This window comes from Leyella lascolaii, assembly GCF_900079775.1.
In the GTDB taxonomy this organism is placed as follows: domain Bacteria; phylum Bacteroidota; class Bacteroidia; order Bacteroidales; family Bacteroidaceae; genus Prevotella; species Prevotella lascolaii.
Map to the genome: position 1 here is coordinate 408049 of NZ_LT556036.1, position 23867 is coordinate 431915.

Annotated in this window: 23 protein-coding genes and 3 tRNA genes; 10 read left to right on the forward strand and 16 right to left on the reverse strand. The window is 40.9% G+C overall.

Features of this window, described 5'->3' with window-relative positions; all coding sequences use genetic code 11:
* Positions 1-259: 259 nt before the first annotated feature.
* The 4 genes from BN4609_RS05045 to BN4609_RS05060 all read right to left on the reverse strand — a co-directional run bounded on the left by BN4609_RS05045 (position 260) and on the right by BN4609_RS05060 (position 3941).
* Complete coding sequence (locus BN4609_RS05045; RefSeq protein ID WP_068855530.1) at positions 260-655, reverse strand: virulence RhuM family protein; 396 nt, start codon at positions 653-655, stop codon at positions 260-262.
* A gap of 1 nt (position 656) precedes the next feature.
* A complete protein-coding gene (locus tag BN4609_RS05050; RefSeq protein ID WP_068855651.1) occupies positions 657-1922 on the reverse strand; it encodes a site-specific integrase in 1266 nt (421 codons plus the stop codon).
* Positions 1923-2765: 843 nt separating this feature from the next.
* A complete protein-coding gene (gene ribH, locus BN4609_RS05055) occupies positions 2766-3239 on the reverse strand; it encodes a 6,7-dimethyl-8-ribityllumazine synthase (RefSeq protein WP_021993290.1) in 474 nt (157 codons plus the stop codon).
* Positions 3240-3941 carry a tetratricopeptide repeat protein gene (locus tag BN4609_RS05060; RefSeq protein ID WP_068855531.1) on the reverse strand — a complete coding sequence of 234 codons (702 nt, stop codon included), beginning with the start codon at positions 3939-3941 and terminating at the stop codon, positions 3240-3242.
* 175 nt (positions 3942-4116) lie between these two features.
* On the opposite strand from BN4609_RS05060, the gene recF reads away from it, so the two are divergent.
* Positions 4117-5223, forward strand: coding sequence for a DNA replication/repair protein RecF (gene recF / locus BN4609_RS05065; protein ID WP_068855532.1), 1107 nt, complete (start codon positions 4117-4119; stop codon positions 5221-5223).
* Positions 5216-5506 (forward strand): DciA family protein, encoded by a 291-nt coding sequence (locus BN4609_RS05070; RefSeq protein WP_068855533.1) that lies wholly within the window; start codon positions 5216-5218, stop codon positions 5504-5506. Before recF ends, BN4609_RS05070 begins: the two co-directional genes overlap by 8 nt.
* An 18-nt stretch (positions 5507-5524) precedes the next feature.
* Here the strand turns inward: BN4609_RS05070 and BN4609_RS05075 are convergent, their stop codons facing one another.
* From BN4609_RS05075 to BN4609_RS05120, 10 genes are all read right to left on the reverse strand, one after another.
* Entirely contained in the window at positions 5525-6058 is a 534-nt protein-coding gene (locus BN4609_RS05075) for a 5-formyltetrahydrofolate cyclo-ligase (protein WP_068855534.1), read from the reverse strand.
* Positions 6051-7757, reverse strand: coding sequence for a S41 family peptidase (locus BN4609_RS05080; RefSeq protein ID WP_021992341.1), 1707 nt, complete (start codon positions 7755-7757; stop codon positions 6051-6053). Before BN4609_RS05080 ends, BN4609_RS05075 begins: the two co-directional genes overlap by 8 nt.
* Positions 7747-8187: a deoxycytidylate deaminase gene (locus tag BN4609_RS05085; protein ID WP_021992340.1), complete on the reverse strand. Its 441-nt coding sequence runs from the start codon at positions 8185-8187 to the stop codon at positions 7747-7749. The genes BN4609_RS05080 and BN4609_RS05085 overlap by 11 nt, the downstream gene beginning before the upstream one ends.
* Positions 8156-10249 (reverse strand): M3 family metallopeptidase, encoded by a 2094-nt coding sequence (locus tag BN4609_RS05090; RefSeq protein ID WP_068855535.1) that lies wholly within the window; start codon positions 10247-10249, stop codon positions 8156-8158. Before BN4609_RS05090 ends, BN4609_RS05085 begins: the two co-directional genes overlap by 32 nt.
* Positions 10250-10381: 132 nt before the next feature.
* Positions 10382-11056, reverse strand: a complete 675-nt coding sequence (locus tag BN4609_RS05095) for a Crp/Fnr family transcriptional regulator (RefSeq protein ID WP_068855536.1) — start codon at positions 11054-11056, stop codon at positions 10382-10384.
* Between the two features lie 8 nt (positions 11057-11064).
* Entirely contained in the window at positions 11065-12105 is a 1041-nt protein-coding gene (locus BN4609_RS05100; RefSeq protein WP_068855537.1) for an FAD:protein FMN transferase, read from the reverse strand.
* 3 nt (positions 12106-12108) lie between these two features.
* Entirely contained in the window at positions 12109-12807 is a 699-nt protein-coding gene (locus BN4609_RS05105) for a DUF6048 family protein (RefSeq protein WP_164071577.1), read from the reverse strand.
* A complete protein-coding gene (locus BN4609_RS05110; protein ID WP_068855538.1) occupies positions 12737-13243 on the reverse strand; it encodes a DUF6452 family protein in 507 nt (168 codons plus the stop codon). Before BN4609_RS05110 ends, BN4609_RS05105 begins: the two co-directional genes overlap by 71 nt.
* The gene (locus BN4609_RS05115) at positions 13228-14193 is read right to left on the reverse strand and encodes a glycosyltransferase family 2 protein (RefSeq protein WP_068855539.1); all 966 of its coding nucleotides are present in this window, start codon (positions 14191-14193) and stop codon (positions 13228-13230) included. The genes BN4609_RS05110 and BN4609_RS05115 overlap by 16 nt, the downstream gene beginning before the upstream one ends.
* Before the next feature lie 30 nt (positions 14194-14223).
* On the reverse strand, positions 14224-14763 hold the full coding sequence (locus BN4609_RS05120; RefSeq protein WP_068855540.1) for a DUF4199 domain-containing protein: 540 nt from the start codon (positions 14761-14763) through the stop codon (positions 14224-14226).
* A gap of 434 nt (positions 14764-15197) precedes the next feature.
* Here BN4609_RS05120 and BN4609_RS05130 point away from each other — a divergent pair.
* A tRNA-Thr gene (locus BN4609_RS05130) sits at positions 15198-15271 on the forward strand.
* A 162-nt stretch (positions 15272-15433) separates the two neighbouring features.
* Here the strand turns inward: BN4609_RS05130 and BN4609_RS05135 are convergent.
* Together BN4609_RS05135 and BN4609_RS05140 are read right to left on the reverse strand one after the other, a co-directional pair.
* Positions 15434-15506 (reverse strand) — tRNA-Lys (locus BN4609_RS05135).
* Between the two features lie 21 nt (positions 15507-15527).
* Positions 15528-15600: transfer RNA gene (locus BN4609_RS05140), tRNA-Lys, on the reverse strand.
* Positions 15601-15989: 389 nt separating this feature from the next.
* On the opposite strand from BN4609_RS05140, the gene BN4609_RS05145 reads away from it, so the two are divergent.
* The 7 genes from BN4609_RS05145 (at position 15990) to BN4609_RS05170 (ending at position 23808) form a co-directional block, all read left to right on the forward strand.
* Positions 15990-17285, forward strand: a complete 1296-nt coding sequence (locus BN4609_RS05145) for a right-handed parallel beta-helix repeat-containing protein (protein ID WP_306455817.1) — start codon at positions 15990-15992, stop codon at positions 17283-17285.
* Entirely contained in the window at positions 17236-17721 is a 486-nt protein-coding gene (locus tag BN4609_RS05150; RefSeq protein ID WP_068855542.1) for a cytidine deaminase, read from the forward strand. The genes BN4609_RS05145 and BN4609_RS05150 overlap by 50 nt, the downstream gene beginning before the upstream one ends.
* A gap of 244 nt (positions 17722-17965) precedes the next feature.
* The gene (locus BN4609_RS05155) at positions 17966-19519 is read left to right on the forward strand and encodes an acyl-CoA carboxylase subunit beta (RefSeq protein ID WP_021992315.1); all 1554 of its coding nucleotides are present in this window, start codon (positions 17966-17968) and stop codon (positions 19517-19519) included.
* A gap of 18 nt (positions 19520-19537) precedes the next feature.
* Positions 19538-19702, forward strand: a complete 165-nt coding sequence (locus tag BN4609_RS16425) for a hypothetical protein (protein WP_021992316.1) — start codon at positions 19538-19540, stop codon at positions 19700-19702.
* 15 nt (positions 19703-19717) lie between these two features.
* Entirely contained in the window at positions 19718-20146 is a 429-nt protein-coding gene (locus BN4609_RS05160; RefSeq protein WP_021992317.1) for an acyl-CoA carboxylase biotin carboxyl carrier protein subunit, read from the forward strand.
* A 1172-nt stretch (positions 20147-21318) separates the two neighbouring features.
* Complete coding sequence (locus tag BN4609_RS05165) at positions 21319-22716, forward strand: MBOAT family O-acyltransferase (protein WP_241033200.1); 1398 nt, start codon at positions 21319-21321, stop codon at positions 22714-22716.
* A 27-nt stretch (positions 22717-22743) separates the two neighbouring features.
* A complete protein-coding gene (locus BN4609_RS05170) occupies positions 22744-23808 on the forward strand; it encodes a DHHW family protein (protein WP_068855544.1) in 1065 nt (354 codons plus the stop codon).
* Positions 23809-23867: the final 59 nt, after the last annotated feature.

Consider the following 23867-nt stretch of genomic DNA (forward strand, 5'->3'; position numbering starts at 1 on the left):
TTGAGATTTCATGTAAAAAACAGGGGTATCTTATTATGATAAAAACATCAAGATACCCCTATATATAATTAGGCGTCATAACCGACAGACGGAGCGTGCTTGTTTTCCAACTATGCTTTGTTCTGTTTCTATATTCTTTGTTTCGTGTTTTTCAGCAGTATCTTGCTCCTGTGGCGGTGCGGTACAACGACAAAAATCGTTTCTCCTGTACGCTATTATATTATAAAGGTGTAGGAATCTTATTAAAAAATGAGAAATTCTAACTTGCACCTCTTGGCATCGTTCCATTCATCACAATAATCATCGGATACTCGTGTTTTACTTGCTCTGCTTGGCAATCCTTGCGGTTCACAACCTTACTGATAAACCATTGTCTGAACAACAAGGCTTGGTATGTATCCATTTGAAGTGCTATGGCGATAATCACTTCCATATCATAGACATGCGCAGAATATCCATTTTCAAGTTTGATGTATTGAGAATGCCGGAAGTCTTTCAGCACACTTTGTTTCCAAATGCGCTTGATGGTATTCTTCACTGCTGTCCCTGTTACATTCAACAGTTCGGCAATCTCCCAAGCGGTCATCCACACCTCGCCATGATGAGGAGCGTAGATAACCATGCTTTCCTGTATAGTTATCACTTGTCGTTTCATACTATGCCTTTTTTGTGTTCGTATTATCGCTGCAAATATTCCCGAATGTGAATTCCTCAATGTGATTGAGTTGTTGGGACAACTTTTCTACATCCTTGCTCAACTTTTCCTTGGTAATCTTGGCGTACACTTGCGTGGTCTTGATGTCTTTGTGACCAAGCATGGAACTTACTGTTTCTATTGGTACACCATTGGAGAGGCAAACCGAGGTTGCGAACGAGTGCCTTGAGACATGCCAGGAAAGTGGCTTGGTGATACCGCATTTCTTTCCCAATCTTTTGAGCGAACGCAGACAACTTCTATAAGGTGGTACAGGAAAGACTCTGCCATCCTTGCACAATCCACGATATTTCTCCATTATCTGCTTGGGATAGTCAAGCAACTTGATGTCGGCTTCCGTTCCTGTCTTCTGTCGGTGGATAACAATCCACTCGCCATCGTCAAAAAATGTCTTGATGTTCTCTTCCTTCAAGTTGTACAGGTCAATGAATGCGAGACCTGTGAAACAGCAGAATAGATACAAGTCACGCACCAACCCCATATGCTTTCTGGTGATAGGAGTTTCCATCAACAGGTGAATTTCTTCTTTTGTCAGAATCTCCCTTGTTGTTCCCTCGTTCTTGTACTCGTATCGTCTGAAAGGGTCTTTGACGAGCCACTCGTTATCAATCGCCCGAAAAATCATGGCACGGAGATTACGGACAAACACCATTGCGGAATTTATCTTCAGTTGCTTGTCTATTCTAAGGAATGTCTCATAGTTCGTAATAAACGGCAGGGACAATTCTTTCAAGGCAATGTCCTTTACACGATAATGCGACTGCAAAAACTCGCCCACGTAAGCACAACCGATTCTATATTTTGTGAATGTGCTCAAAGATTTCATGCCAGCCTTGTATTGTTTTTCCATTTCATCCCTGCTTTGCTCATAGACTTTCATCAAGGTATGGCAGCGATACTCCAATCCAAGAAAAGCGTTCTTAACCTTGTCGGCAGAGACAAAGTTGTCTCGATCTATTATCTCCTGATAATGCTTGCTGATACTCACACGCATTTTGTCCAGTTTGCGGTTCACCTCCAAGGCTTGCATACTTTTTCCAGTCATGCGTCCGCCCTTGGTGTCCCACAAATTGGGATTCACAGTCATCTTGCAACTGAACTGTGCCTGTGTTCCGTCCACTGTGATACGTCCCATAACTGGAACAGTACCGTCTTTCTTTACTACCTGTCTTTTGAGGTAGAAGATAATTGAAAATGTACTCTTCATAACGTCATTCTTTTTTGCGTTCAAAATTAATACATGAAGAGTCTTTTCTTGCTANCCGTCTTCGTCTGTCCTCGCCACTTTTAACCAAAATGAGGAAAGTAACTGATAACCAGTAAACTTTCCTCATTCTTCTCTCAAACACTTTTTATATGTACTTTCTATGACGGAAAAGGCTGTTTGGGAGTACAGAAAAGGCTCTATGATGGTATGAAAAAGCCTTTATGGGGAAGGTGTATTCCAGCATGAGCATGGTGTGTAGGGCGGAATAACTCTTAAAAAAGACAGATTTTGCGACTTTAGGATGAGCAATACGATGTACTATTCTGCTTTCGAGGAAACTTTCAGAATATGAATACAGTCTGTTGAGTAAATATGTATTCCTAATTTATATCAGTATTGTGGAAAAACCGTGCAGTCCTACGTAATGAATACCTGTTTTTATCTTGTCGGCTCTGTCTATTTCAATGAAATTTTTTGTCAATATTTTTTACTTCAGCTATAGCTATTATGGGCAATTTATTATATGGGTACAAACGTGTCATAACATTGTATATTTGCTCTTGTTTTATTCTGCTTTCTTTTCATGTATTTATGTGATTATGCCTACTGATTGTCGATTGTCGAGTCTTGTTGTAGTCATATATATTTTCACCATAACTGAAAGCTGTCCTTCTTGTGTGTGATTAATGTCGGCATGTATCATTATGCAATCAAGTGTGCACAGCATGGCCTTTATCTATCATTGCCCATATTTGTACGCTCAAGATGATGAACAGATATAAAAAAAGTAGGAGGAAAATAAGTGTTATTTTTCCTCCTACTTCTTATTATTCTTAATAATGATTAGAATTTAGCCATTTTTATAGCATCTATAGCACATTCGTCACCTTTATTTCCAAGCTTCCCTCCGCTTCTGTCTTTTGCCTGCTGCAAATCATTGGTTGTCAATAAGCCATATATAATTGGAATTTCACTTGTTGTATTAAGGTGTGCGATTCCGTATGTAACGCCTTGGCAAATGTAATCAAAGTGCGGAGTCTCACCTCTGATGACACATCCTAAAATTATTACCGCATCGTATCCGTGAAGTACCATCTGGTGTGCTCCATATATTAACTCAAAGCTCCCGGGTACTTTTTTTACATGTATATTTTCGGGTAGTGCACCATGTTTCTCCAGTGTAGTTACCGCACCGTCGAGCAACGCATTTGTTATATCACTATTCCATTCTGCTACCACTATGCCGAAACACATGTTGCTGGCATCCGGTATCGATTCCTTATTGTATTTAGAAAGATTATGTAGTGCTGTCGCCATTTATTCAGAAACCCGTTCTATATATTTGTCAATTTCAGAATTTTGAACCACCGGAGAGTTTACATATTTTGTTTTGATGTCCTGATATATTTTCAGTGCATCCGACTTTTTACCCTGGCTTTCAAGCAGTTCTCCGGCTTGGATAAGGAATGTCGGTGAAATGCTCATGTTTGCTTTTGCCTCAGACCGGCTATCAGCCATTTTTGCTGCGTCTTTTAGGTTTTTCACAGCTTTATCAATTTCTCCTATCTGAGCATAGGCGTTTCCTAATGCTGCTACTGCGGCAGGACTGACCATTGCATCATCGGAAGGTGAATATGCTTCCAGATACTTCACTGCATCATTCCATTTGTTAAGATTCGCACAAGAAAGTCCGGCATAAAGATTTGCAAGGTTTGCGGCGTCAGTTCCACTGTAATCACTGATGATTCTGATAAAGCCGGTATATCCCGTGCTGTCTCCATTGAGTGCTTTGTCGAATTGCTCCATGTTGAAGTATTCCTGACCTTTTGCTAATGCCGTACTTGCCTTTTCTTCTCTTGGTCCTGCGTAATAAGCTTTGTAAATCAAGAGACCCGCAATTAAGATTATGATTGCGGACAATACGATAAGAATAGCTTTCTTGTTTTTATTATAGAAAGCTTCTGAATTGCTGAGAGTCTCTTTCATGTCAAGAGCTCCGGATTCTTTTTTGTTTGCCATTCTATTTTATTGTTTTTATTATTTTCTGTTTTTGCAGAATTAGATGTAGTATATGCATAAAAAATGCGACACAAAATTACGTAATTAATCTCATATATTGAAATTTATTTTCTACTTTTTTCTTTTTTATTGATAAAAGACTTATCTTTGCATAAAAGAAGATTTTACATTTCGGATGATATTAAATAAAGTTTCAATTATTAATTTTAAGAACATTAGAGAAGCGACGTTGTTGATGTCACCCAAGATTAATTGTTTCATTGGAAATAACGGTGAGGGTAAGACAAACTTGTTGGATGCGGTGTATTATCTTTCGTTTTGTAGAAGTTCTTTTAATCCGATTGACTCACAGATAATAAAACACGGAGAGGATTTTTTTGTTTTAGAAGGATTTTACTCTGATGATTCCGGGAATGCCATAGATGTATATTGTGGCATGAAGCGTGGAACAAAGAAGCATTTTAAACGAGACAAAAAGGAATATAAAAAGCTCTCACAGCATATAGGATTAATACCTCTTATATTTATATCTCCGAACGACGTTTCGCTCATAGGTGGCGGCAGTGAGGAGCGAAGACGGTTCATGGATGTGGTGATTTCTCAATATGACCGGAATTATATTGAGGCTTTGACGGCATATAACAAAGCTCTCATGCAGCGTAATTCTTTGCTGAAAACGGAAAAACCGGACGAAACGCTTCTTGATATCTGGGAAAACGAGATGGCACATCATGGAAAGATTATCTATGATAAAAGGGAACATTTTATAAAAGAGTTCATTCCTGTTTTCAAATCTGTTTATAATACTATATCAGGGAATAAAGAGAGCGTTTCTTTGAGCTATGTCTCACATGCGCAAAAAGGTGATTTGCTTGACATGATACGTAAGGGGCGCAGCAAGGATTGCATTTTAGGATATTCTTTGCACGGTGTGCACCGTGACGATTTGAATATGATGTTGGGAGATTATCAGATGAAGCGTGAGGGAAGCCAAGGACAGAATAAGACTTTTGTGTTGGCACTTAAATTGTCACAGTTTGATTTTCTGTGCAGGACTGTTTCAAATACGAAACCGCTGCTATTGCTTGATGACATTTTTGATAAATTGGATGCGGATAGGGTAGAGCGGATTATAAGTTTGGTTTCCGGGAACAATTATGGTCAGATATTCATCACAGACACAAATCGTGAGCATCTTGACAGAATACTTGACAGCGGGTCTTTCAATTATAAACTATTTGTGGTTAAGGACGGTGAAATAGAGGAGAATACAGATGTTTAAGCAGGAAGTTATGTCAATTTCAGATCTCGTGAACATTTATTTGAGGAAAGAGGGACTTGAGACACCATTGTTACAAAAACGCCTTGTTGACTCATGGAGTATTGTGGCTGGGCGTACTGTCGAGAGGTATACTGCGGAGAAATATATAAGAAACCAGACTCTTTTTGTAAAGATATTGAATCCTGCTTTGCGGCATGATTTATCTATGATGAGAGAACAGCTTGTGAAAAGACTTAATATGTCTGTCGGAAGCCAGGTGATTGTTGATGTGAGGGTGTATTGATTTTATCATGTCCTTGTTCTATATTACTTCATCTACGGGAACATCATTATTGTCAGCAGGTATGTCTGTGATTTTTTGGAAGTCGAAGCATATGCCTATTTTGTATGCAAGTGGAATCTTTGCTAAAAACCTGTCATAGTATCCCTTGCCACGCCCGAGTCTGTTGTTTTTTTCATCATATGCGATTGCCGGAATGACTGCAACGTCTATACTGTCGAAATCCGTATATTTATGCCCTATGGGTTCCATTATGTTGAATGCTCCTTCACTCATATTATCTTTCCGGCTGAATTTATGCAGTTCCATTTCAAAATTATCAAGAACTACCGGAAGGAATACTTCTTTACCTTCGTTTACAAGCTGTATAATCGCCTCATGTGTGTAAACCTCATCAGGCAAAGAATAATACATTAATATTCTTTTTGCTTTTTTTATCCGAGGGTGACCCAACAGCCTGTCAATAATAGCAAGCGACAATTCCCTTAATTGTTCTTCTGTGAATTGTCGCTTGCGTCTTTTTATCTGTTGTCTGATTTCTTCTTTTCTAAGCATGATATATCTTTATATGACCGTGCTCTCTGAGGTCACGGCTCACATATGCCGTCGTGTTTTTCTTTTTATTTTCCTTTTGTGGCTTCTGTGGGAATGCGGCGTTGTTTTTGAAAACATTTATAGCACTCTCAATTGCCGGATCGTCAAGATTGATATATTCGGTCCATGCCGCCTCATCAAGCATGTTGTAAATGATGCGACTGTTAATGTAACGCTCTAACAGTTTGTGCGACTTCCTGATCATAATATTGCGTCGCTTCAAACCATGTTTTTCAGCGTATACAACAAATTTCTCTACAATATTCTGACTCACCAGATAGTCTGATAATTCGGACATCTCCTTGTAGTTATTCAGCTTTTGCCTGTTATTGTCTGTGTAGTTAAACGCAAACTGCAGGATGAGTCCGCTTATGCTTGCTTCTTTATAATATGAAGTAACACCAAGTGTATCCTCTGCAATGAAAATGTCCGGCGTTATGCCTCCACCTCCATATACGGTTCGGCCTAAACCGGTGTAGTATGCCGGACCGGTGTGTTTGATGCTGTCCTGTGAGAAGAATTCTCCATGCTGGTAACGGGCAATAATATCCTGTTCGTAATTTTTGTCATCACCGGCTGTATACGGTTTCTGGATGCATCGTCCGGACGGAGTGTAATATCTTGCTACAGTAAGCCTTATCATACTTCCATCAGGGAATTCCATAGGCAGCTGTACAAGACCTTTTCCAAAGGAACGCCGTCCTATAATTGTTGCACGGTCGTTGTCCTGCATTGCACCTGCAAAAATTTCAGACGCTGATGCCGAGCCCTCGTTTATCAAGACAACGAGAGGGAGGTTCTGATAGTTGCCACGCCCGTCAGACCTGTATTCCTGTCTTGGCGATTTTCTTCCCTGAGTATAGACAATAAGTTTGTTCTTTGGTAAGAACTCGTTAGCCATCTGCACTGCCGGATTCATATAACCGCCGGTGTTATCCCTCAAATCTATGATAAGACTCTGGAATCCGCTTTGAGACAATTGTGCCAGAGAAATAAGCAATTCAGGATATGTCGTCTCGCCGAAATTCTTTATTCTTATATATCCGGTTTTGTCGTCAAGCATATATGTCGCGCTGATGCTCTTCTGAGGTATTTCTCCACGTGTTACGGTAAAGTATTTTACGTTCTTCTGCTTATATCTGATGACACCAATTTTCACTTTTGTTCCCTTAGGACCTTTCAATCTGTACTGTGCCTCCTGATTGGTAACAATCTTTCCGACGAAAGGTTTGCCGTCAACACTTACAATCTTGTCTCCCGCAATTATTCCGGCTCTTTCAGCGGGACCATTGCTTATGACGTTCTGTACCCTTATCGTATCCTCCCTTATGGTGAATTCTATACCTACACCGGAAAAAGAACCTTTCAGATCATCGTTTGCCGCCTGTACATCTTTTGCACTTATATATACAGAATGCGGGTCAAGTTCTGCAAGAATCTTCGGTATTGCAGCCTCTGCCAGTGAGTCGAGGTTTACTTTATCCACATATTTGTCATCGATAACATGAAGTAGGTTCGTGAGCCGGTTGCTCCCTGAGTTTATTATATTCAACCGATTTCCTGAAAAATGATTTGCATAGAACGTTCCTATGACAATACCAATTACGACGCACAAAGCCATCATAAATGGTATGAAACGATTTGATTTATTAATATTCATTCTCTTCTGGATTTAAATAAATCACTTCAATATTTGCTTTTTTTAATAGATTTATGCCATCCTCCAACCTGTATTTCTCACCATAGACAACCCTTTTTATCCCGGCTTGAATAATCAGTTTTGAGCATTCTATGCATGGTGCGGCTGTTACGTATAGAGTAGCATTGTCACTGTTATTGTTGCTTCTTGCAAGTTTGGTGATGGCGTTTGCCTCGGCATGTAGAACGTAAGGCTTGGTTACATTGTTGTTGTCCTCGCATTGGTTCTCAAATCCGCTGGGTGTTCCGTTGTACCCGTCGCTGATTATCATTTTATTTTTTACCACGAGAGCTCCAACCTTACGTCTTTGGCAATAGCTGTTTTCTGCCCATATTCTTGCCATGCGCAGATACCTGATGTCAAGATTCCTTTGTTTGTCTGTTGATTCCATTGCGTGTCAGTAATGCGTCTATTGTCGGTTTCTGTCCTCTGAATTTTGTATAAAGAATCATTGGGTGTTCTGTACCTCCCTTTGAAAGTATGCAGTCCCTAAATCTTTGAGCGGTATCCTTGTCGAATATTCCATTCTTTTGAAACATACTGAATGCGTCGGCATCAAGTACTTCCGCCCATTTATAACTGTAATATCCCGCAGCATATCCTCCTGACATAATGTGCGAAAACTGTGTTGTCATGCATGTGTTCGGCAATTGCTTCGATATTATGGCTTTTTCCCATGCTTTCTTTTCGAATTGTATTATGTCTTTGTCAAAAACATCTTTTTGAGTGTAATATGCCATGTCTAGTAATCCAAAGCTTACTTGTCTTAAACATCCGTATGCGGCGAGGAAATTACGACTCTTGTGTATACGTTCAATCAACTCATCTGGAATTGGTTCTTTAGTCTCATAATGGAAGGCGAATGTACGTAGGAAGTCTTTCTCAACAGCAAAGTTTTCCATAAATTGTGAAGGCAGTTCCACAAAGTCCCACCATACATTCGTCCCGCTGAGACTTTCAAATCGTGTGTTTGCAAACATTCCGTGCAGTGCGTGTCCGAATTCGTGAAGGAATGTTTCTACTTCTCCAAGTGTAAGCAGTGCCGGTTTATGTTCTGTCGGCTTTGTGAGATTCATCACCAAACTCACGTGCGGTCTTACATTTACGCCTTTTTTGTCTATCCATTGTCCCTGGAATTCTGTCATCCAAGCACCTCCTTGTTTCCCTTTTCTTGGGAAGAAGTCTGCATAAAGCACGGCGAGATAAGTTCCGTCTTTATCGAATACTTCATACGCTTTAACATCCTGATGATATACAGGAATGTCCTTATTCTCTTTGAATGTGATTCCGTATAATCTGGTTGCCAGACCGAACACTCCGCTTATTACTTTTGACAGTTCAAAATACGGACGCAGCATTTCAGAATCCAAATTGTATTTTTCTATCTGGAGTTTGTGGGAATAGAAGCTGAAATCCCATGGCTCCACATTGAAATTATCTCCTTCTTTTTCTTTTGCCAACATGTTTATTTCTTCAATCTCTTTCAGTGCTGTTGGCTTATAAGCCTCTATCAGCTCATCCAGAAGCTTGTATACGTTGGCTGTGCTTTCTGCCATTCTGTGTCTCATGACATAATCTGCAAACGTATCATAGCCAAGTAGCTGTGCTATTTCACGTCTGAGGTTTATGAGACGCTTGCATATTTCCAGATTGTTTTCGTTGTTTTCATGTATACCAAGAGTGTTTTTCTCCATATACATTTTCTTCCTCAGTTCTCTTTTGGTAGAGTATGTCATGAATGGGGAATAACTGGGTGCGTCAAGTGTAAACACCCATCCTGTCTTTCCTTGTTCCTTTGCAGTCTGAGCAGCCGCGTTTATGGCAGTTTCTGGAAGTCCGTCTAGCTGTTTCTCATCTGTTATGTCAAGAGTATAAGCTTTGTTCTCTTTCAGTAGGTTTTGTGAAAACTGGAGGGACAGCATACTTGCTTCTTCTGTAAGCTTTCTGAGCTTTTCTTTTCCATCTTCGTCTAATAAAGCTCCACTGCTGACAAAACCGTCATAACAGTTGTTCAATAACATCTGTTCTTCCGGTGACAGTTCACGGTGATGCTCATAAACATATTTGATGCGTTCAAAAAGTTTCTTATTCAGTTTTACGTCATTGGCGTGTTTTGTCAGAATAGGACTCATTTTCTGTGCCAGAGCATCAAGCTCGTCATTGGTTTCGGCACTGAGCATGCAGGAAAACACATTGGACACACGGTTCAGCAAATCATAATAATGCTCACCCTTTTCATTATCTGTCCTTATAATTGTGTTTTCGAAGGTAGGTTCTGATTCGTCATTTATTATTTTTTCAATTTCTTCATCATCTCTTCTGATGCCTTCCATAAAGGCTTCCTCATAGTCTGATATCTCTATCAGGCTGAAAGGAACTGTCTCATGTGGGGTGTTATAATTCTCGAAGAAGGGATTCGTTCGATTGCTTTTCTCTTTTTTATTTTCAAACATACGTATTGATATTCTTTTATTGCAAATTTAAGATATAACTAATATAGTTTATACCTACTGCAAAAATAGTAAAAATATCATATACGTTTTGCATTGAACTTATTTTTAACTTATATTACACATGGGATGAGGTTACATCATCAGTTTTTCAAGTGACGGTATGTGTATGATGGCTCTTTTGAGTTGTAATAGTCCCTCGCTCTGCATTTTGTTGAGTTCGCGTGAAATATTGAGCCTGTTATCGTTCAACTCTTCAGCCAGCCGTTCCATTTTTATGTGTATTGTTTTTGCTCCGGCGGGTTTCTGGCAGTGAGACTCAAAGAAACGGACGATTCGTCTTCTTAGGTCTGTAGGTTTAGCAAGCCACCATTTGTGTGTTATTTTTTGTGTTTGTGTTGTTATTATGTTAAGAAGGTTGAGTCGGAATATTATAAATTCGTCGGATAATCTGAGTGTTTCGTTCTTGTCAAGCGTTATAAGGTTACATGAACCTGACGCAGTGAATGTATAGGTATAGCGTTGGTTAAGTCCGAATATATGTTCCGGCTGCAGTATTTCCGGTGCTGCTAATTCTTCAGAGAATGCATATCCGTGGTCGTCAGAATATCTGGTTGCTTTAATCTTTCCGTTTGTAAGGAATATGAGCTTGTTGCATACGCTTCCATCCTTTACAATCGTTTCTCCATCCTTGAATTTGTTGAAGCCGAACTTAGTATGGGCTATGATATTGTGGATATCAGTTTTGCTCATACCTTGAAACAGAGGCTGCCTTAGCAGTCTGGTGTACATATCCGGTTCGTTCACCATATGGATTTTCAGTTTGACAGTTTTTGTCTTATTGTATCGGAGTACCACACTTTTGTTTTCCCCGAATCATCAGAATATATGAAATACGCCATGATTTCCGTGTTATTTTTCAATATCAGTTTGGCTTTTTCAACCCCCATCACCATAAATGCGGTGGCGTACGCATCTGCAGTGGCACAGTCTTTGGCAAGTACGGTTGCTGAAAGCAGGCTGTGCTGTACAGGTCTCCCTGTCTTGGGATCTATCGTATGGGCATATTTTTTCCCATTCTTATAATAGAAATTTCTATAGTTACCGCTTGTCGCCATTGCCATGTCTTTTACTTTCAATACAGCCTGAATGTCTCTGTTTACATTCAAAGTGTCATCCACAGGCTTGCTTATGCCTATTCTCCATGGTTGTTGTTGGCTGTTAATACCGCGTGTGACAACTTCTCCGCCTATTTCAACCATGTAGTTCTTCACTCCTTGCGATTCCAAATATCTTGCAACCATATCAGATCCATAGCCTTTTGCGATGGCACTACAGTCAAGCATTATCCTGTTATCTTTCTTTATAATCTCTCCCTTGCCGTCAGTCTTGATATATTTTACTTTCTGATATCCTGTTATGGATAACAAACTGTCTATTTGACTTTGTACCGGCATTTTCCCTTTTTTGAATCCGAATCCCCAGGCGTTTACTAATGGAGCCACAGTTATGTCGAACGCACCGTCTGTCTTTTGGGCAATGTCCTGAGCAAGATTGAAAACATCTAAAAACATCTCGTCTGGCTCGACATGTTCGTTGCGGTTTATTCTGGATATTGTTGAGTTTTTGTTGAACATGGAGAGTGAGTTGTCAACTTCTTTCATTGCAGCAAGTATTCCTTCACCAAGGTTCTTGTCACATTGGTATGTAACGTTGTATATGGTTCCGAAAATCATTCCGCTATCATGCTGATATGGCATGTTGCGCTGTTTTCTGACAATCAGCACCGTACCCACAATTAGGAATATCAGAAACAGTATTTGTCCTATATTTTTTCTGTTATATCTGTTCTTATTCATGATTTAAAGTTCAAATGCCACATTAAACGTTCCTCCAAGTCTTGTGCCTCCTTGCTTTCCATAGCCGGGCACGTACCATGTGTTCCCTATGTTGCCGTCGTCATGAATCAGACGTCTTTTATATCTGAAACTCCATCCGAGTCTTATGGGACCCCATATTTTTGCGTCAAGTCCGAATACCGCTTCTAACCAATGATAGCTTGCTTTGATTCCTTTTGCGGAATATTCAACATTGTCTCCCCACACTGGGTCGCTTATATCGTTTCCTTCAACATCGAACTTAAAGGATGTGTAGGCATATCTGACTCCTCCGTAAATTCTGTAAATGTCGTGTTTGTTCTTCATAAGATTAAAGTCTACACCTACTCTTCCGTATGGAGCACTTGTCTTGTATGACAGTTTCGATATTATGTTTTCAGTGTCTGCCTTGCCATATCCCAGTTCTATTACAGGAAAGTATCTGTCCTTCAGGTTAATGCGCAATGCCGCTTCATACTGTCCGTAGTCGCTGAATGCCAGTTGGCCTATTCCTGCAAGATCAGCAGAAACGGCAATACCACGGAAAAATGGTATGGTGTCGGCAGGCATTTCTGTTTGGTGTCTGTTATTTTGTTGGGCAATAGTGTATGTGTTACCGGACATCAGAAATGTCAGAACTGTCGCTATCTTTAAGATATATGATAAAATGTGCTTCTGCAACATTATAAGTTACTGTATTATTATTTATTATAATTGATTCAATGGCATGTCTTGTATGTTCTACACCTGTAATTGTATGAAAGAATGCAGGATTGCAGTCCACCGATTCGAAATGGGGTATATTCTTTTTTGCAACCTTTACTGTATCTGTAATTGTACTGCCGTTGCTTTTCTCAAATTTAAAATAGAACACATCCTCTGTTCTTGCATAACTCATCGGCAGTGATATACTGTCGGCATACTCCATTTTGTTTATTAGAACAGAATCGTCACCTTCAGCCTGCGACAATGATGTTGTGACAGTAATAATTGTGCCGTCACTCATACCATCTCCTGCAAACTTATATTGAGCGTATACCTTATTATTGAGCGGGCAGTCAATAGAAGAACATGCGCACAAAGCTGATGCAATTGCAAAGAATATTATGAGTTTCCGCATCTCAGCATTTTTTCTATTTGATAATCATTGCGTGTCTGCGAAGTACGGCTTACAAGATCGCCTATAAAACCTGTCAGAAACAGCTGTGTACCAATCATCATCATTGTAAGGGCTATATAGAAATATGGCGATTCTGTAACAAGACGCTGTGGTACACCATTGGACAGACACCAAAGCTTTTCTGCTCCTATAATCATTGCGGAAATCAGACCTATTAGAAAAACTATGGTGCCTAAAAATCCGAATACGTGCATAGGCTTCTTTCCGAAATTGTTGAGGAACCATAATGTGATAAGGTCTAAGTAGCCGTTGAAAAATCTATTTAGGCCGAATTTTGATTTTCCGTATTTGCGCGCTTGGTGATGCACAACTTTTTCGCCTATCTTATCGAATCCTGCATTTTTTGCAATGTACGGTATATATCTATGCATCTCACCGTATACCTCTATGTTTTTCACCACTTCACTGCGATACGCTTTCAGTCCGCAATTGAAATCATGCAGATTGTGTATTCCGCTTATCTTCCTTGCTGTAGCGTTGAATAGTTTTGTCGGTATTGTCTTTGAAAGTGGGTCGTAGCGTTTCTGCTTATATCCTGACACCAGATCATAGCCGTCTTCCGTTATCATTCTGTATAGTTCCGGTATCTCGTCAGGAGAGTCCTGAAGGTCTGCGTCCATTGTTATCACAACATTTCCCTTGGCTTCTTTGAAACCGCAATAAAGAGCCGGGCTCTTTCCGTAATTTCTGCGGAACTTTATGCCCTTCACCTCATCGGCTTTCCTGCTGAGTTCCTCTATCACTTTCCATGAGTTGTCTGTAGAGCCGTCGTTAACAAAAATCACTTCATAACTATAGCCGTTGTCCTTCATGACACGCGCAATCCAGTTGTAAAGTTCTGGCAGCGATTCTTCTTCGTTATATAGAGGGATTATTACAGAGATGTCCATATTATATAATTATAATTTTTGTTGAATCTTTCAGTTATTGATTTTTATTTTTCTTCCAGCACGTCTGGAGCATACAGCGGCTATGGGAAACGCTAAAATAAAACCGATGAAAATATTTTGCATCATAAACATGAATGCCCATTGTATGGGAGTCAGCTCTGCCATCATCTTCAGTTCGTTATTTAATTCCTCAACAGGGAATCCGTTTTCCGTATATATGGGCATGATGTCATTCATCGTTTTTGTAATCATGGTCATGAACATGTTATTGTCAAGAAACATGAAATACAGATATTGCATTATCGCAAAAATTGCAGAAGCATAAAATGTAGTAAATACAGAATACGCAAAACCCCTTCTGAATGAGATGACTCCATTTAGCGCGTAGTTGCGAAAGCTTGCAAGGCGCCATCCTATAAAGAATGGGGTGGCAAGTGCCAGAATGTTGCCTAACGGAGTCTGCGGGGCATATATTACAGCTGCAAAACTTGCAGTCCATAATAGTGACAACAATGCACCGTCCTGACGTGCGAACGCTTTAAGTTGGATTAAGTTATCTAATTTAATCATCAAATGAACAGATGGTTTTATAAAACATGTGCAAACTTACACAAAATTTTCGGATTAAACATGTGTGGGATATATAAATTCACTTTCTTTAAATTCTGCGGAACGCATGCAGCTCGTTTTCAGCTCTTGCGTAAAATCGTGAATGATCGGTGCACCCGGAATAATTGGAAAGGTTTGAGACAGGCAGGTTTTGTTTATATATATAAATAGGTGACATGTTGAATATAAATGATTGCGCGGGCTAATAATATTGTAAAATAAGTTAAAATGCCAATACCTGACTCCATAATACATTGTAATTTAAACTTTATTGTTACCTTTGCACCCGCAATACGGGTAAGTCTTGCACGGCCAGCTCCCTTCGAATCCTCCAGGACGGGAACGTAGCAAAGGTAGTTGGTTGTAGCGGCGCGATGTAAGTAGCTTACCCACCCGCCTCTTTAGCTCAGTTGGCCAGAGCACGTGATTTGTAATCTCGGGGTCGTTGGTTCGAATCCGACAAGAGGCTCAGAATAGAAAGAGACTAATACAAGGGTAGTGCTTGTATTAGTCTCTTTTTTCGTGTTAAGTATGGCGGTGCCGGTTCATTCTATATGATTTCTTTTATTTATACTTATAGCGGGGTATTCATAACAGAAAAAGGATGTGCCTATTCTGACACATCCTTTTGTACATCCTTAGGGATTCGAACCCTAGACCCACTGATTAAGAGTCAGTTGCTCTACCAACTGAGCTAAGGATGCTCATTTTGGGATTTGCATTTGTACATCCTTAGGGATTCGAACCCTAGACCCACTGATTAAGAGTCAGTTGCTCTACCAACTGAGCTAAGGATGCAGCATAAATATTACTATTATTTGCTCATTTCCAAAATGCGAGTGCAAAGGTACTTCCTTTTGGGTAAATAACCAAATATTTTCGACTTTTTTTTGAAAAATATTGTGATTGGATAAAATTTATATTGTCATAGGCAATATAACAGGATTATATTCGTTTCATTTTTAATGAAGGCAGAATATATATATATACTTATAGTACTTATAGTATCACATGTCATTTGCAGTTGTGACGATGAGGATTCGTTCAGTATGTCCACGTCAGACACTCTTACTTTTTCTACGGATACTATTAAATTAGATACTGTATTTTCAACAGTACCGTCATCAACGCGTTCTTTCTGGGTCTACAATAAGTCCGGTAGCGGATTGCGCAATATAAATGTCCGTTTGGAAAACGGCAATCAAGCCGGGTTTCGTGTGAATGTCGATGGAACATACCTGAGTCCGTCGTCAGGTTTCCAGGCAAATGGCATAGAAGTAAGAAATAAAGACAGCATACGCGTATTTGTCGAGCTTACATCTCCAGTTAACAATGGAGATAAGCCATTGAAAATAGAAGACAACATTGTATTCACACTTGAAAGCGGAATCCGGCAAAAAGTGAATTTGACGGCATATTCATGGGATGCTACAATAATGAAAAATGTTGTTATAGACAATGATTCAATATTTGACAGTGTTTCCAAACCTATTGTCGTTTATGGTGGCATAACTGTAACCGACGGCTCAACTTTGACAATATCCCCCGGCACAACTATATATTTTCACGGTGACGCAGGCATGAATGTTTACGGTAAACTGAATTGTCAGGGGGAGGCAGGACGTGAAATAACTTTAAGGGGCGATCGTCTTGACAATATGTTCGACTATCTTCCTTACGACTATGTTAGCGGACAGTGGCTTGGTATAAGATTTTACGAGACTTCATACGATAACGAAATCAGATACACCGATATACATGGTACGTTTGATGGCATAAGGGTGGATTCTGCTGATGTTTCAAGACCGAAACTCGTTATTGAAAACAGCACCATACACAATTGTCAGGGATATGCTCTTACAGCAGAGAGCTCAAACTTAATTATAAAAAATTGCGAGTTCACCAATACACTGCATAATTGCATAGCAATAAAAGGTGGGAAAACAGATATAAATAACTGCACATTCGCTCAGTTTTATCCGTTCGATTCGAACAGGGGCAGCGCATTCTATTTTTCTGAGGACAAGTATCCTCAAAGCTCTCTCATATGTGCAAACTCCATTATTACCGGATATGCTGATGATGAAATGATGATACAGACAGCAAGTGATGAGGAGGAAAAAACGGCAGCATATCTGTTTGACCATTGCATAATACGCACACCCAAGATAACAACTGAGGACAGTGTGCGGTTTGCCAATGTCATATTTGAGGAATATGAGGACACTGTTAAAACCGGAGTGAAACATTTCCGTAAGATCGATTCGCAGAATCTCAGATACGACTTCCGGTTGGATAGCATCTCACCAGCCATAAACGCCGCAGACCCGGCTACCGCTACGTTATATGACAGATATGGCACGAAAAGGGATGAGAGACCTGACATTGGAGCATATGAGTATTTTATGAAATCTGAACATAAAAGATACCGCAATGAAAGAAAAAGAAATCAAAATTACAATCAGAAGTTGCGACGTCTCTGAATTGACAGAAGATGAACAAAGATTGATTGAAGACGCAAAAAGGGCGACAACACATGCGTTTTCTCCATACAGTCATTTCTCTGTGGGGGCTGCACTTCTGTTGGAGAACGGCAAGACCGTCATAGGAGCGAACCAGGAGAACGCGGCGTTCCCATCGGGGACATGCGCAGAAAGGTCCGCTATATTTGCCGCACAGTCGCAATTCCCGGACAGTCCGGTAAGAATTATCGCAATAGCTGCGCAGAACAGCAATGGCTTCCTGCCGGAACCTGTAACTCCATGCGGCGCATGTCGGCAGGTGATATTAGGAATAGAGGACCGTTACGGAAAGGAAATACGCATCTTGCTGTATGGGACAAAGATGACGTATGTGATAGAGAGAGCTTCTGATCTTTTGCCTTTGTCGTTTGTGGATTCAAGTATGAGCCAATCATGATTTTAAAATAAAACAGGCTGTGCAAGGCAATATGAAAGCGGGTTCTCGTTGCTTTCGCTTGCACTGTTTTTAAATAAAACAGGCTGCGCTCGGCAATTTGATAGCAAGCTTTCATTGCTCTCGCTTGCACTGTTTTTGCCAAAAAATATATGATAACATCTGTTTTTTAGATTTCAACGTCTCTGATTGTATTTTTTTTAGTACATTTGCAATCCACTAAAAAGATGAGAAATAAATTTAAATTATGAGTAAACAAATAGAGAAAATCAAGGAGCTGGTCGCCAAGCGCGAGAAAGCCCGTCTTGGAGGTGGCGAAGCTGCCATAGAGAAACAGCATGCTCGTGGAAAATATACTGCACGTGAGCGTATCGAGATGCTTGTTGATAAAGGTTCGTTCGAAGAATATGACATGTTCAAACTCCATCGTTGCCATAACTTCGGTATGGAGAAGAAACAGTTTCTGGGAGACGGTGTGGTTGCCGGTTCGGCAACTATTGACGGACGTCTGGTATATCTTTATGCCCAGGACTTTACCGTTAACGGAGGCTCATTGTCTGAAACAATGTCGCAGAAGATTTGCAAAATCATGGATATGGCAATGACCATGGGTGCTCCTGTAATCTGTATGAATGACTCCGGAGGCGCCCGTATTCAGGAAGGAATATGTGCTCTTGCCGGATACGGAGAGATATTTGAACGCAACATTCTTGCAAGCGGTGTCATCCCGCAGATTTCCGGCATCTTCGGGCCATGCGCGGGAGGTGCTGTCTATTCACCAGCCTTGACAGACTTTATTCTCATGATGGAAAACACATCATACATGTTCCTTACCGGTCCGAAGGTTGTAAAGACCGTAACAGGTGAGGATATAGATTCCGAACATCTGGGTGGAGCGTCCGTTCATGCCACAAAGAGCGGTGTGACACATTTCACAGCCAAGACAGAAGAGGACGCGATGGCTCTTATAAGGAAACTTCTCAGCTACATCCCTTCAAACAATACAGAGGAGGCTCCTCGTGTGGAATGCACTGACCCCATTGACCGTAAGGAGGATTCTCTCAATGAACTTCTGCCGGATAATCCAAACATGGCATACGACATGTACAAGGTTATCAATGCCATTACAGACAATGGTGAGTTCTTTGAGGTTCAGGCAAACTTCGCAAAGAACATTATAGTAGGTTTCGCACGCTTCAATGGTCAGAGTGTCGGCATTGTGGCAAACCAGCCGTCATGCTATGCCGGTGTGCTGGATGTAAATGCAAGCCGCAAGGGAGCACGCTTCGTACGTTTCTGCGATGCATTCAATATTCCGATAGTCTCATTGGTTGATGTTCCCGGATTCCTGCCTGGAACAGGTCAGGAATACAATGCGGTTATCCTGCACGGTGCCCAGTTGCTGTATGCTTATGGAGAAGCTACTGTTCCGAAAATCACCGTGACACTACGTAAAAGTTATGGTGGAAGTCATATCGTTATGGGTTGCAAACAGCTGCGTGCGGACTTGAACTTTGCATGGCCTACTTCAGAGATAGCTGTAATGGGTGCAAGCGGTGCGGTTGCAGTTCTTTGTGCAAAAGAAGCTAAGACCAAGGAAGATCCCAAGGCTTTCCTTGCTGAAAAGGAAGACGAATATACGGAAATGTTCGCAAATCCTTATCAGGCAGCTCAGTATGGATATATTGATGACGTTATAGAACCGCGCAACACCCGTTTCCGCATCTGTCGTGGTCTTGCCCAGTTGGCGACAAAGCGTCAGAATCTGCCGGCAAAGAAACACGGATGTATGCCAATGTAATATAAAACATTATTAATCATGACAAAATCAGACAATGCGGTATTCGCCGCGATAGCTCTTGCCCTGCATGATTTCCGTGGAAACAACGTGCATGATGAGGAGCCCGGAATAATAACAATAAAAAGAAACTCGTCTGAGACATTATGGAACGCCCATATACTTCAGATGACACAACATCCTTAAAGAGAGAGTCCTGATATGAAAAAATACAAATATACAATAGACGGAAAGAACTACGAAGTTGAGATAGGCGAAGTAGTGGAGAATGTTGTCACTGTCAATGTAAACGGAGTTGACTACAACGTTGAGATGGAAGAAGAGCCGAAACCTGAAAAGAAAGTCGTACTCAAGCAGGTTGCAAGTGCAGAGGCTGAAAATAATGAGCAGGCATCATCGGGTGCTAACGTAAACACAGCCAATGCCCTGAAGGCTCCGCTGCCGGGTGTTATAACAGAGATATGTGTTGCAGTCGGCGATGAAGTGAAGGAAGGTGATACTGTAATAGTTCTCGAAGCCATGAAGATGGCAAACAATCTGCAGGCAGAGAAGAGTGGAAAGGTAACGGCTATATGTGTGAAACAAGGAGAGAATGTCATGGAAGACACTCCTCTTGTTGTAATAGAATAACTATTCCGCAGGCATAACACAATTTGCCGCAAATCATGAATGTGAGGGAGGTGAGAATATGCAGACAGCATAATTTCACCTCTTTTCTATGTTACAATAGGGCATAGGTCTGCAGTTTGCCCATTATTACCGACCATATCATAAAGCCTTTGCAAGTGTATTCCAATGTTTTTTATAAGTTATCCTAATACCGTATCAGTCATCACATTTCATCCATATCCGGTCTTTTGTCAGGCATATTTGTTTTTTACTTCTATCGGAAATGTTCTGTAATATGTCCGGATAGAACGTAGAACAGTTTGGCCGCAGCAGTACTGAAGAGAGAAGAAGTGCTGTCGTTCAATTCTGAATTTATTTTTTTTCGTTCAAAATTACGACTGATGCTGAATGACTTTTATGCATCGGGCTTCCTTTTTCTTTAATTATTGTCTTTATTCACACAGCCGTGTCTTCCGCATTATATAAAAACGGCATGCCACAATCCGGTAAAATACATATCAATTGTAATACCAGACGCCTGATATATACAAGTTTTGCCACGTGGATGCAGATAATATAGGTCTGCGTTTTTTATTATCCTAAAGTAAAATTTTTTGACAGTTGAAATTTACAAAACAGGAAATAAGAGGCTGCCAAAAGTCGTTTTAAGAGGACAATTTTACCATAATATTGTAGGCATAACATATGCCTGTTGTGCAGAAAAGCCTTTTTGACTATACGGAACAGGCATATCCGGCATGCCTTTAAGCGTGTTTGACATCACGAAACGGGCTTTATTGATGTGTGAAATGGGCTCTATCGCGATGAATTAAAAGCTTCTGGATATGGTGGTTATGCATAATGTATTGATTGTCAATGATATGCAAAACGTTGTTAAATTACTGATTTATAAAGCGGAACTCGGTTCTTGTTGCAGATATACGGTTCTCGTGAGGTTGTGCCTTTTCTGAAATTCTTATTTATTGTCAGCTTTATACATATATGCGAAAAACGGTATCAGTTATTGATCCTTATTTTTTTGTTATTATGAACATATTTCATATTATTAATGTAACTTTGCATTCTCATTATGAATATCGCTTTATAGAAGTATAATATTAAAGGTTTATCCGAGATAAATAGGAATGGTTTTTTCTGATTTGTTTTTTCTTTTTGTATTCATTCCGGCTTTCATGCTTATGTATTTTGCAGCGGCAATTGCCGACCGCAATATATATGTAGCATCAGACAGCTCGCGGAATAGATTCAAGAATCTGGCACTTGTGTTGTTCTCACTGATTTTTTACGCATGGGGAGAGCCGGTATACGTGTTTCTGATGCTCATCAGCGTTTTTTTCAATTTCCATTTTGGTCTGTTGATAGGCAAGAGCCGTCGTCACAGACGCGCGGCACTTGTTGGCGGACTGATTTTCAATGTACTTGTAATATGCACATTCAAATATCTCGGATTCTTCGCGCAGATACTCAATGAATGCGGACTCGGTGTTCCGGTACCTCATATAGCGTTGCCGATAGGTATCAGTTTTTACACGTTCCAGTCAATTTCCTATCTTATGGATGTATACCGCGGAGTGTCGTACGCACAACGCCGCTTCTCGGATTTGCTGCTATATATCTCGATGTTTCCGCAACTTGTCGCAGGTCCTATAGTGCGCTACCAGACTGTAGCGGAGGAAATACAAGACCGACGTGTGTCTGCTCAGGATTTTGCCGACGGCTCTTACCGTTTCCTGATAGGACTTGGCAAAAAGGTGATTATAGCAAACCAGTTGTCTGAGATATCCGGACAGTTCCTCGCAGACGGACTGAACTCACTCTCAACAGCCGGCGCATGGGTAGGAATAATAGCATTCACCCTGCAGATTTATTTTGACTTCTCAGGATATTCCGACATGGCAATCGGAATGGGACGGTGTCTCGGTTTCCATTTCAACGAGAACTTCCGTCATCCTTATTGTTGTACTTCCATCACTGATTTCTGGCGGAGGTGGCATATCTCGCTTGGCAGTTTTTTCCGGGATTACGTGTATATTCCCATGGGGGGAAACAGGCACCATCAGGCTTTAAACATTCTTGCTGTGTGGTTTCTCACAGGAATGTGGCATGGGGCAAGCTGGAATTTCATTATATGGGGACTTTATTTCGGTGTGATAGTGATGCTCGAGAAGTACACTTTGCTGCGAGTACATGACAGGATTCCACGTATCGTATTGCATGTATACAGTCTGCTGCTTGTTGTGACAGGCTGGGGGATATTCTATTTTGACGATTTCGGTTCAATGCAAACGTTCTTCAAGGCATTCACCGGTAACGGACAGTCATTGACGGATTTTGTGTCTCTGGCAGCCATTACGGATAATTTCTGGCTGTGGATTGTCGCCGTTATGTTTTGCATGCCGCTACGTCATGTGGCTTCTAAATTTCTTGGACGCATGCTCGGACACGGTACAGCCATACATGGCAGTGCTGTGTTATGCGCGCGTGTAAGCATTTCTGTTGTCCTGCTTCTACTGAGTGTGGCACTGCTTGTCGGAGCTACGAATAATGCATTCATTTACACACGGTTCTGAAATACAGGTTAAAGACATATATAACATATGAGACATATATTTGTATACATATATATAATTGGGATTACTGCCATGATGCCGTTATCAGCAACAGGACATGTAGGTTATGATTCGGATGTGAACGACAACTCACCCGCTGGCGGTTCGCCGTCGTCAAGCCTCTCACTGGCTCGCAAGACTCGCTCAGGCATTATAGTTCTTGGCAGCGGAAAGGACGTCAGGGCATTCGAGCCTTATGGAGGCGGACATGACAACGGGGAGAAATATGCCAATGCGGTAAACAGGTATAAGCAGGCTTTTGGAAATGACGTAAATGTATACTGCATGGTCATTCCTACGGCAGTGGAGTATTATTGTCCTGACAGTATAAGAAGCTGGACCCATGATGAGAGGAGTGCCATAGACGGTATATTTTCCCATTTGTCTGACTCTGTTGTGAAGGTTGACATATACGATGTGCTGGCTGCCCACAAAACGGAGAACATTTATTCCCGTACAGACCACCATTGGGCACCACTGGGCGCATATTACGCGGCAGGATGTTTTGCCGGTAAGGCAGGTTTGGCGTTCCGCGATTTATCTTCGTATGACAGCGTTGTAGTGAGAAATTACGTCGGAACGATGTATACGTTCTCAAAAGACATGGCTGTGAAGAACGCACCCGAGGATTTCGTATATTATGTTCCGCGCGGAGTGGATTACAAAACTACTTATATAAAGTACAGACTTGGACGTAACCGCCGCGTTACAGGTGAAAGCAAGCCTGTTGACGATTCGTTTTTCTTACGCTATAACGACGGCAGTCCAAGCGCATACTGCACATTTATGGGCGGCGACTCACGTACGGTGAAAGTCTGTACGTCAACAAAAAACGGCAGACGCTTGCTGATAATGAAAGACAGTTATGGTAATGCCTTGCCCGGGTATCTGTTCTATTCGTTTGAGGAAATACACATTATAGACTTCCGCTATTTCAGAAACAGTGTGACTGAGTATGTCCGCAGAAACGGGATAAGCGACATGCTGTTTGCCAACAATATATTTCATGCAAGTCTGGAGTCAACGAGCAACGCTTATCTGAGAATAATGTGATGAAATGTATCGGTTCATGATTTTGAACAGATAGGGTTCATGCGTGTGACAGACTTTTA

Coding starts and splice junctions, on each gene's coding strand:
- BN4609_RS05070 (WP_068855533.1), top strand. CDS start 5,216: ATGTTTAAGCAGGAAGTTATGTCAATTTCAGATCTCGTGAACATTTAT.
- BN4609_RS05100 (WP_068855537.1), bottom strand. CDS start 12,105: ATGAATAAGAACAGATATAACAGAAAAAATATAGGACAAATACTGTTT.
- BN4609_RS05170 (WP_068855544.1), top strand. CDS start 22,744: ATGAGACATATATTTGTATACATATATATAATTGGGATTACTGCCATG.
- BN4609_RS05045 (WP_068855530.1), bottom strand. CDS start 655: ATGAAACGACAAGTGATAACTATACAGGAAAGCATGGTTATCTACGCT.
- BN4609_RS05050 (WP_068855651.1), bottom strand. CDS start 1,922: ATGAAGAGTACATTTTCAATTATCTTCTACCTCAAAAGACAGGTAGTA.
- recF (WP_068855532.1), top strand. CDS start 4,117: ATGATATTAAATAAAGTTTCAATTATTAATTTTAAGAACATTAGAGAA.
- BN4609_RS05090 (WP_068855535.1), bottom strand. CDS start 10,249: ATGTTTGAAAATAAAAAAGAGAAAAGCAATCGAACGAATCCCTTCTTC.
- BN4609_RS05120 (WP_068855540.1), bottom strand. CDS start 14,763: ATGATTAAATTAGATAACTTAATCCAACTTAAAGCGTTCGCACGTCAG.
- BN4609_RS05150 (WP_068855542.1), top strand. CDS start 17,236: ATGAAAGAAAAAGAAATCAAAATTACAATCAGAAGTTGCGACGTCTCT.
- BN4609_RS05160 (WP_021992317.1), top strand. CDS start 19,718: ATGAAAAAATACAAATATACAATAGACGGAAAGAACTACGAAGTTGAG.
- ribH (WP_021993290.1), bottom strand. CDS start 3,239: ATGGCGACAGCACTACATAATCTTTCTAAATACAATAAGGAATCGATA.
- BN4609_RS05060 (WP_068855531.1), bottom strand. CDS start 3,941: ATGGCAAACAAAAAAGAATCCGGAGCTCTTGACATGAAAGAGACTCTC.
- BN4609_RS05115 (WP_068855539.1), bottom strand. CDS start 14,193: ATGGACATCTCTGTAATAATCCCTCTATATAACGAAGAAGAATCGCTG.
- BN4609_RS16425 (WP_021992316.1), top strand. CDS start 19,538: ATGACAAAATCAGACAATGCGGTATTCGCCGCGATAGCTCTTGCCCTG.
- BN4609_RS05080 (WP_021992341.1), bottom strand. CDS start 7,757: ATGAATATTAATAAATCAAATCGTTTCATACCATTTATGATGGCTTTG.
- BN4609_RS05110 (WP_068855538.1), bottom strand. CDS start 13,243: ATGCGGAAACTCATAATATTCTTTGCAATTGCATCAGCTTTGTGCGCA.
- BN4609_RS05085 (WP_021992340.1), bottom strand. CDS start 8,187: ATGGAATCAACAGACAAACAAAGGAATCTTGACATCAGGTATCTGCGC.
- BN4609_RS05095 (WP_068855536.1), bottom strand. CDS start 11,056: ATGGTGAACGAACCGGATATGTACACCAGACTGCTAAGGCAGCCTCTG.
- BN4609_RS05075 (WP_068855534.1), bottom strand. CDS start 6,058: ATGCTTAGAAAAGAAGAAATCAGACAACAGATAAAAAGACGCAAGCGA.
- BN4609_RS05165 (WP_241033200.1), top strand. CDS start 21,319: ATGCTTATGTATTTTGCAGCGGCAATTGCCGACCGCAATATATATGTA.
- BN4609_RS05155 (WP_021992315.1), top strand. CDS start 17,966: ATGAGTAAACAAATAGAGAAAATCAAGGAGCTGGTCGCCAAGCGCGAG.
- BN4609_RS05105 (WP_164071577.1), bottom strand. CDS start 12,807: ATGTTGCAGAAGCACATTTTATCATATATCTTAAAGATAGCGACAGTT.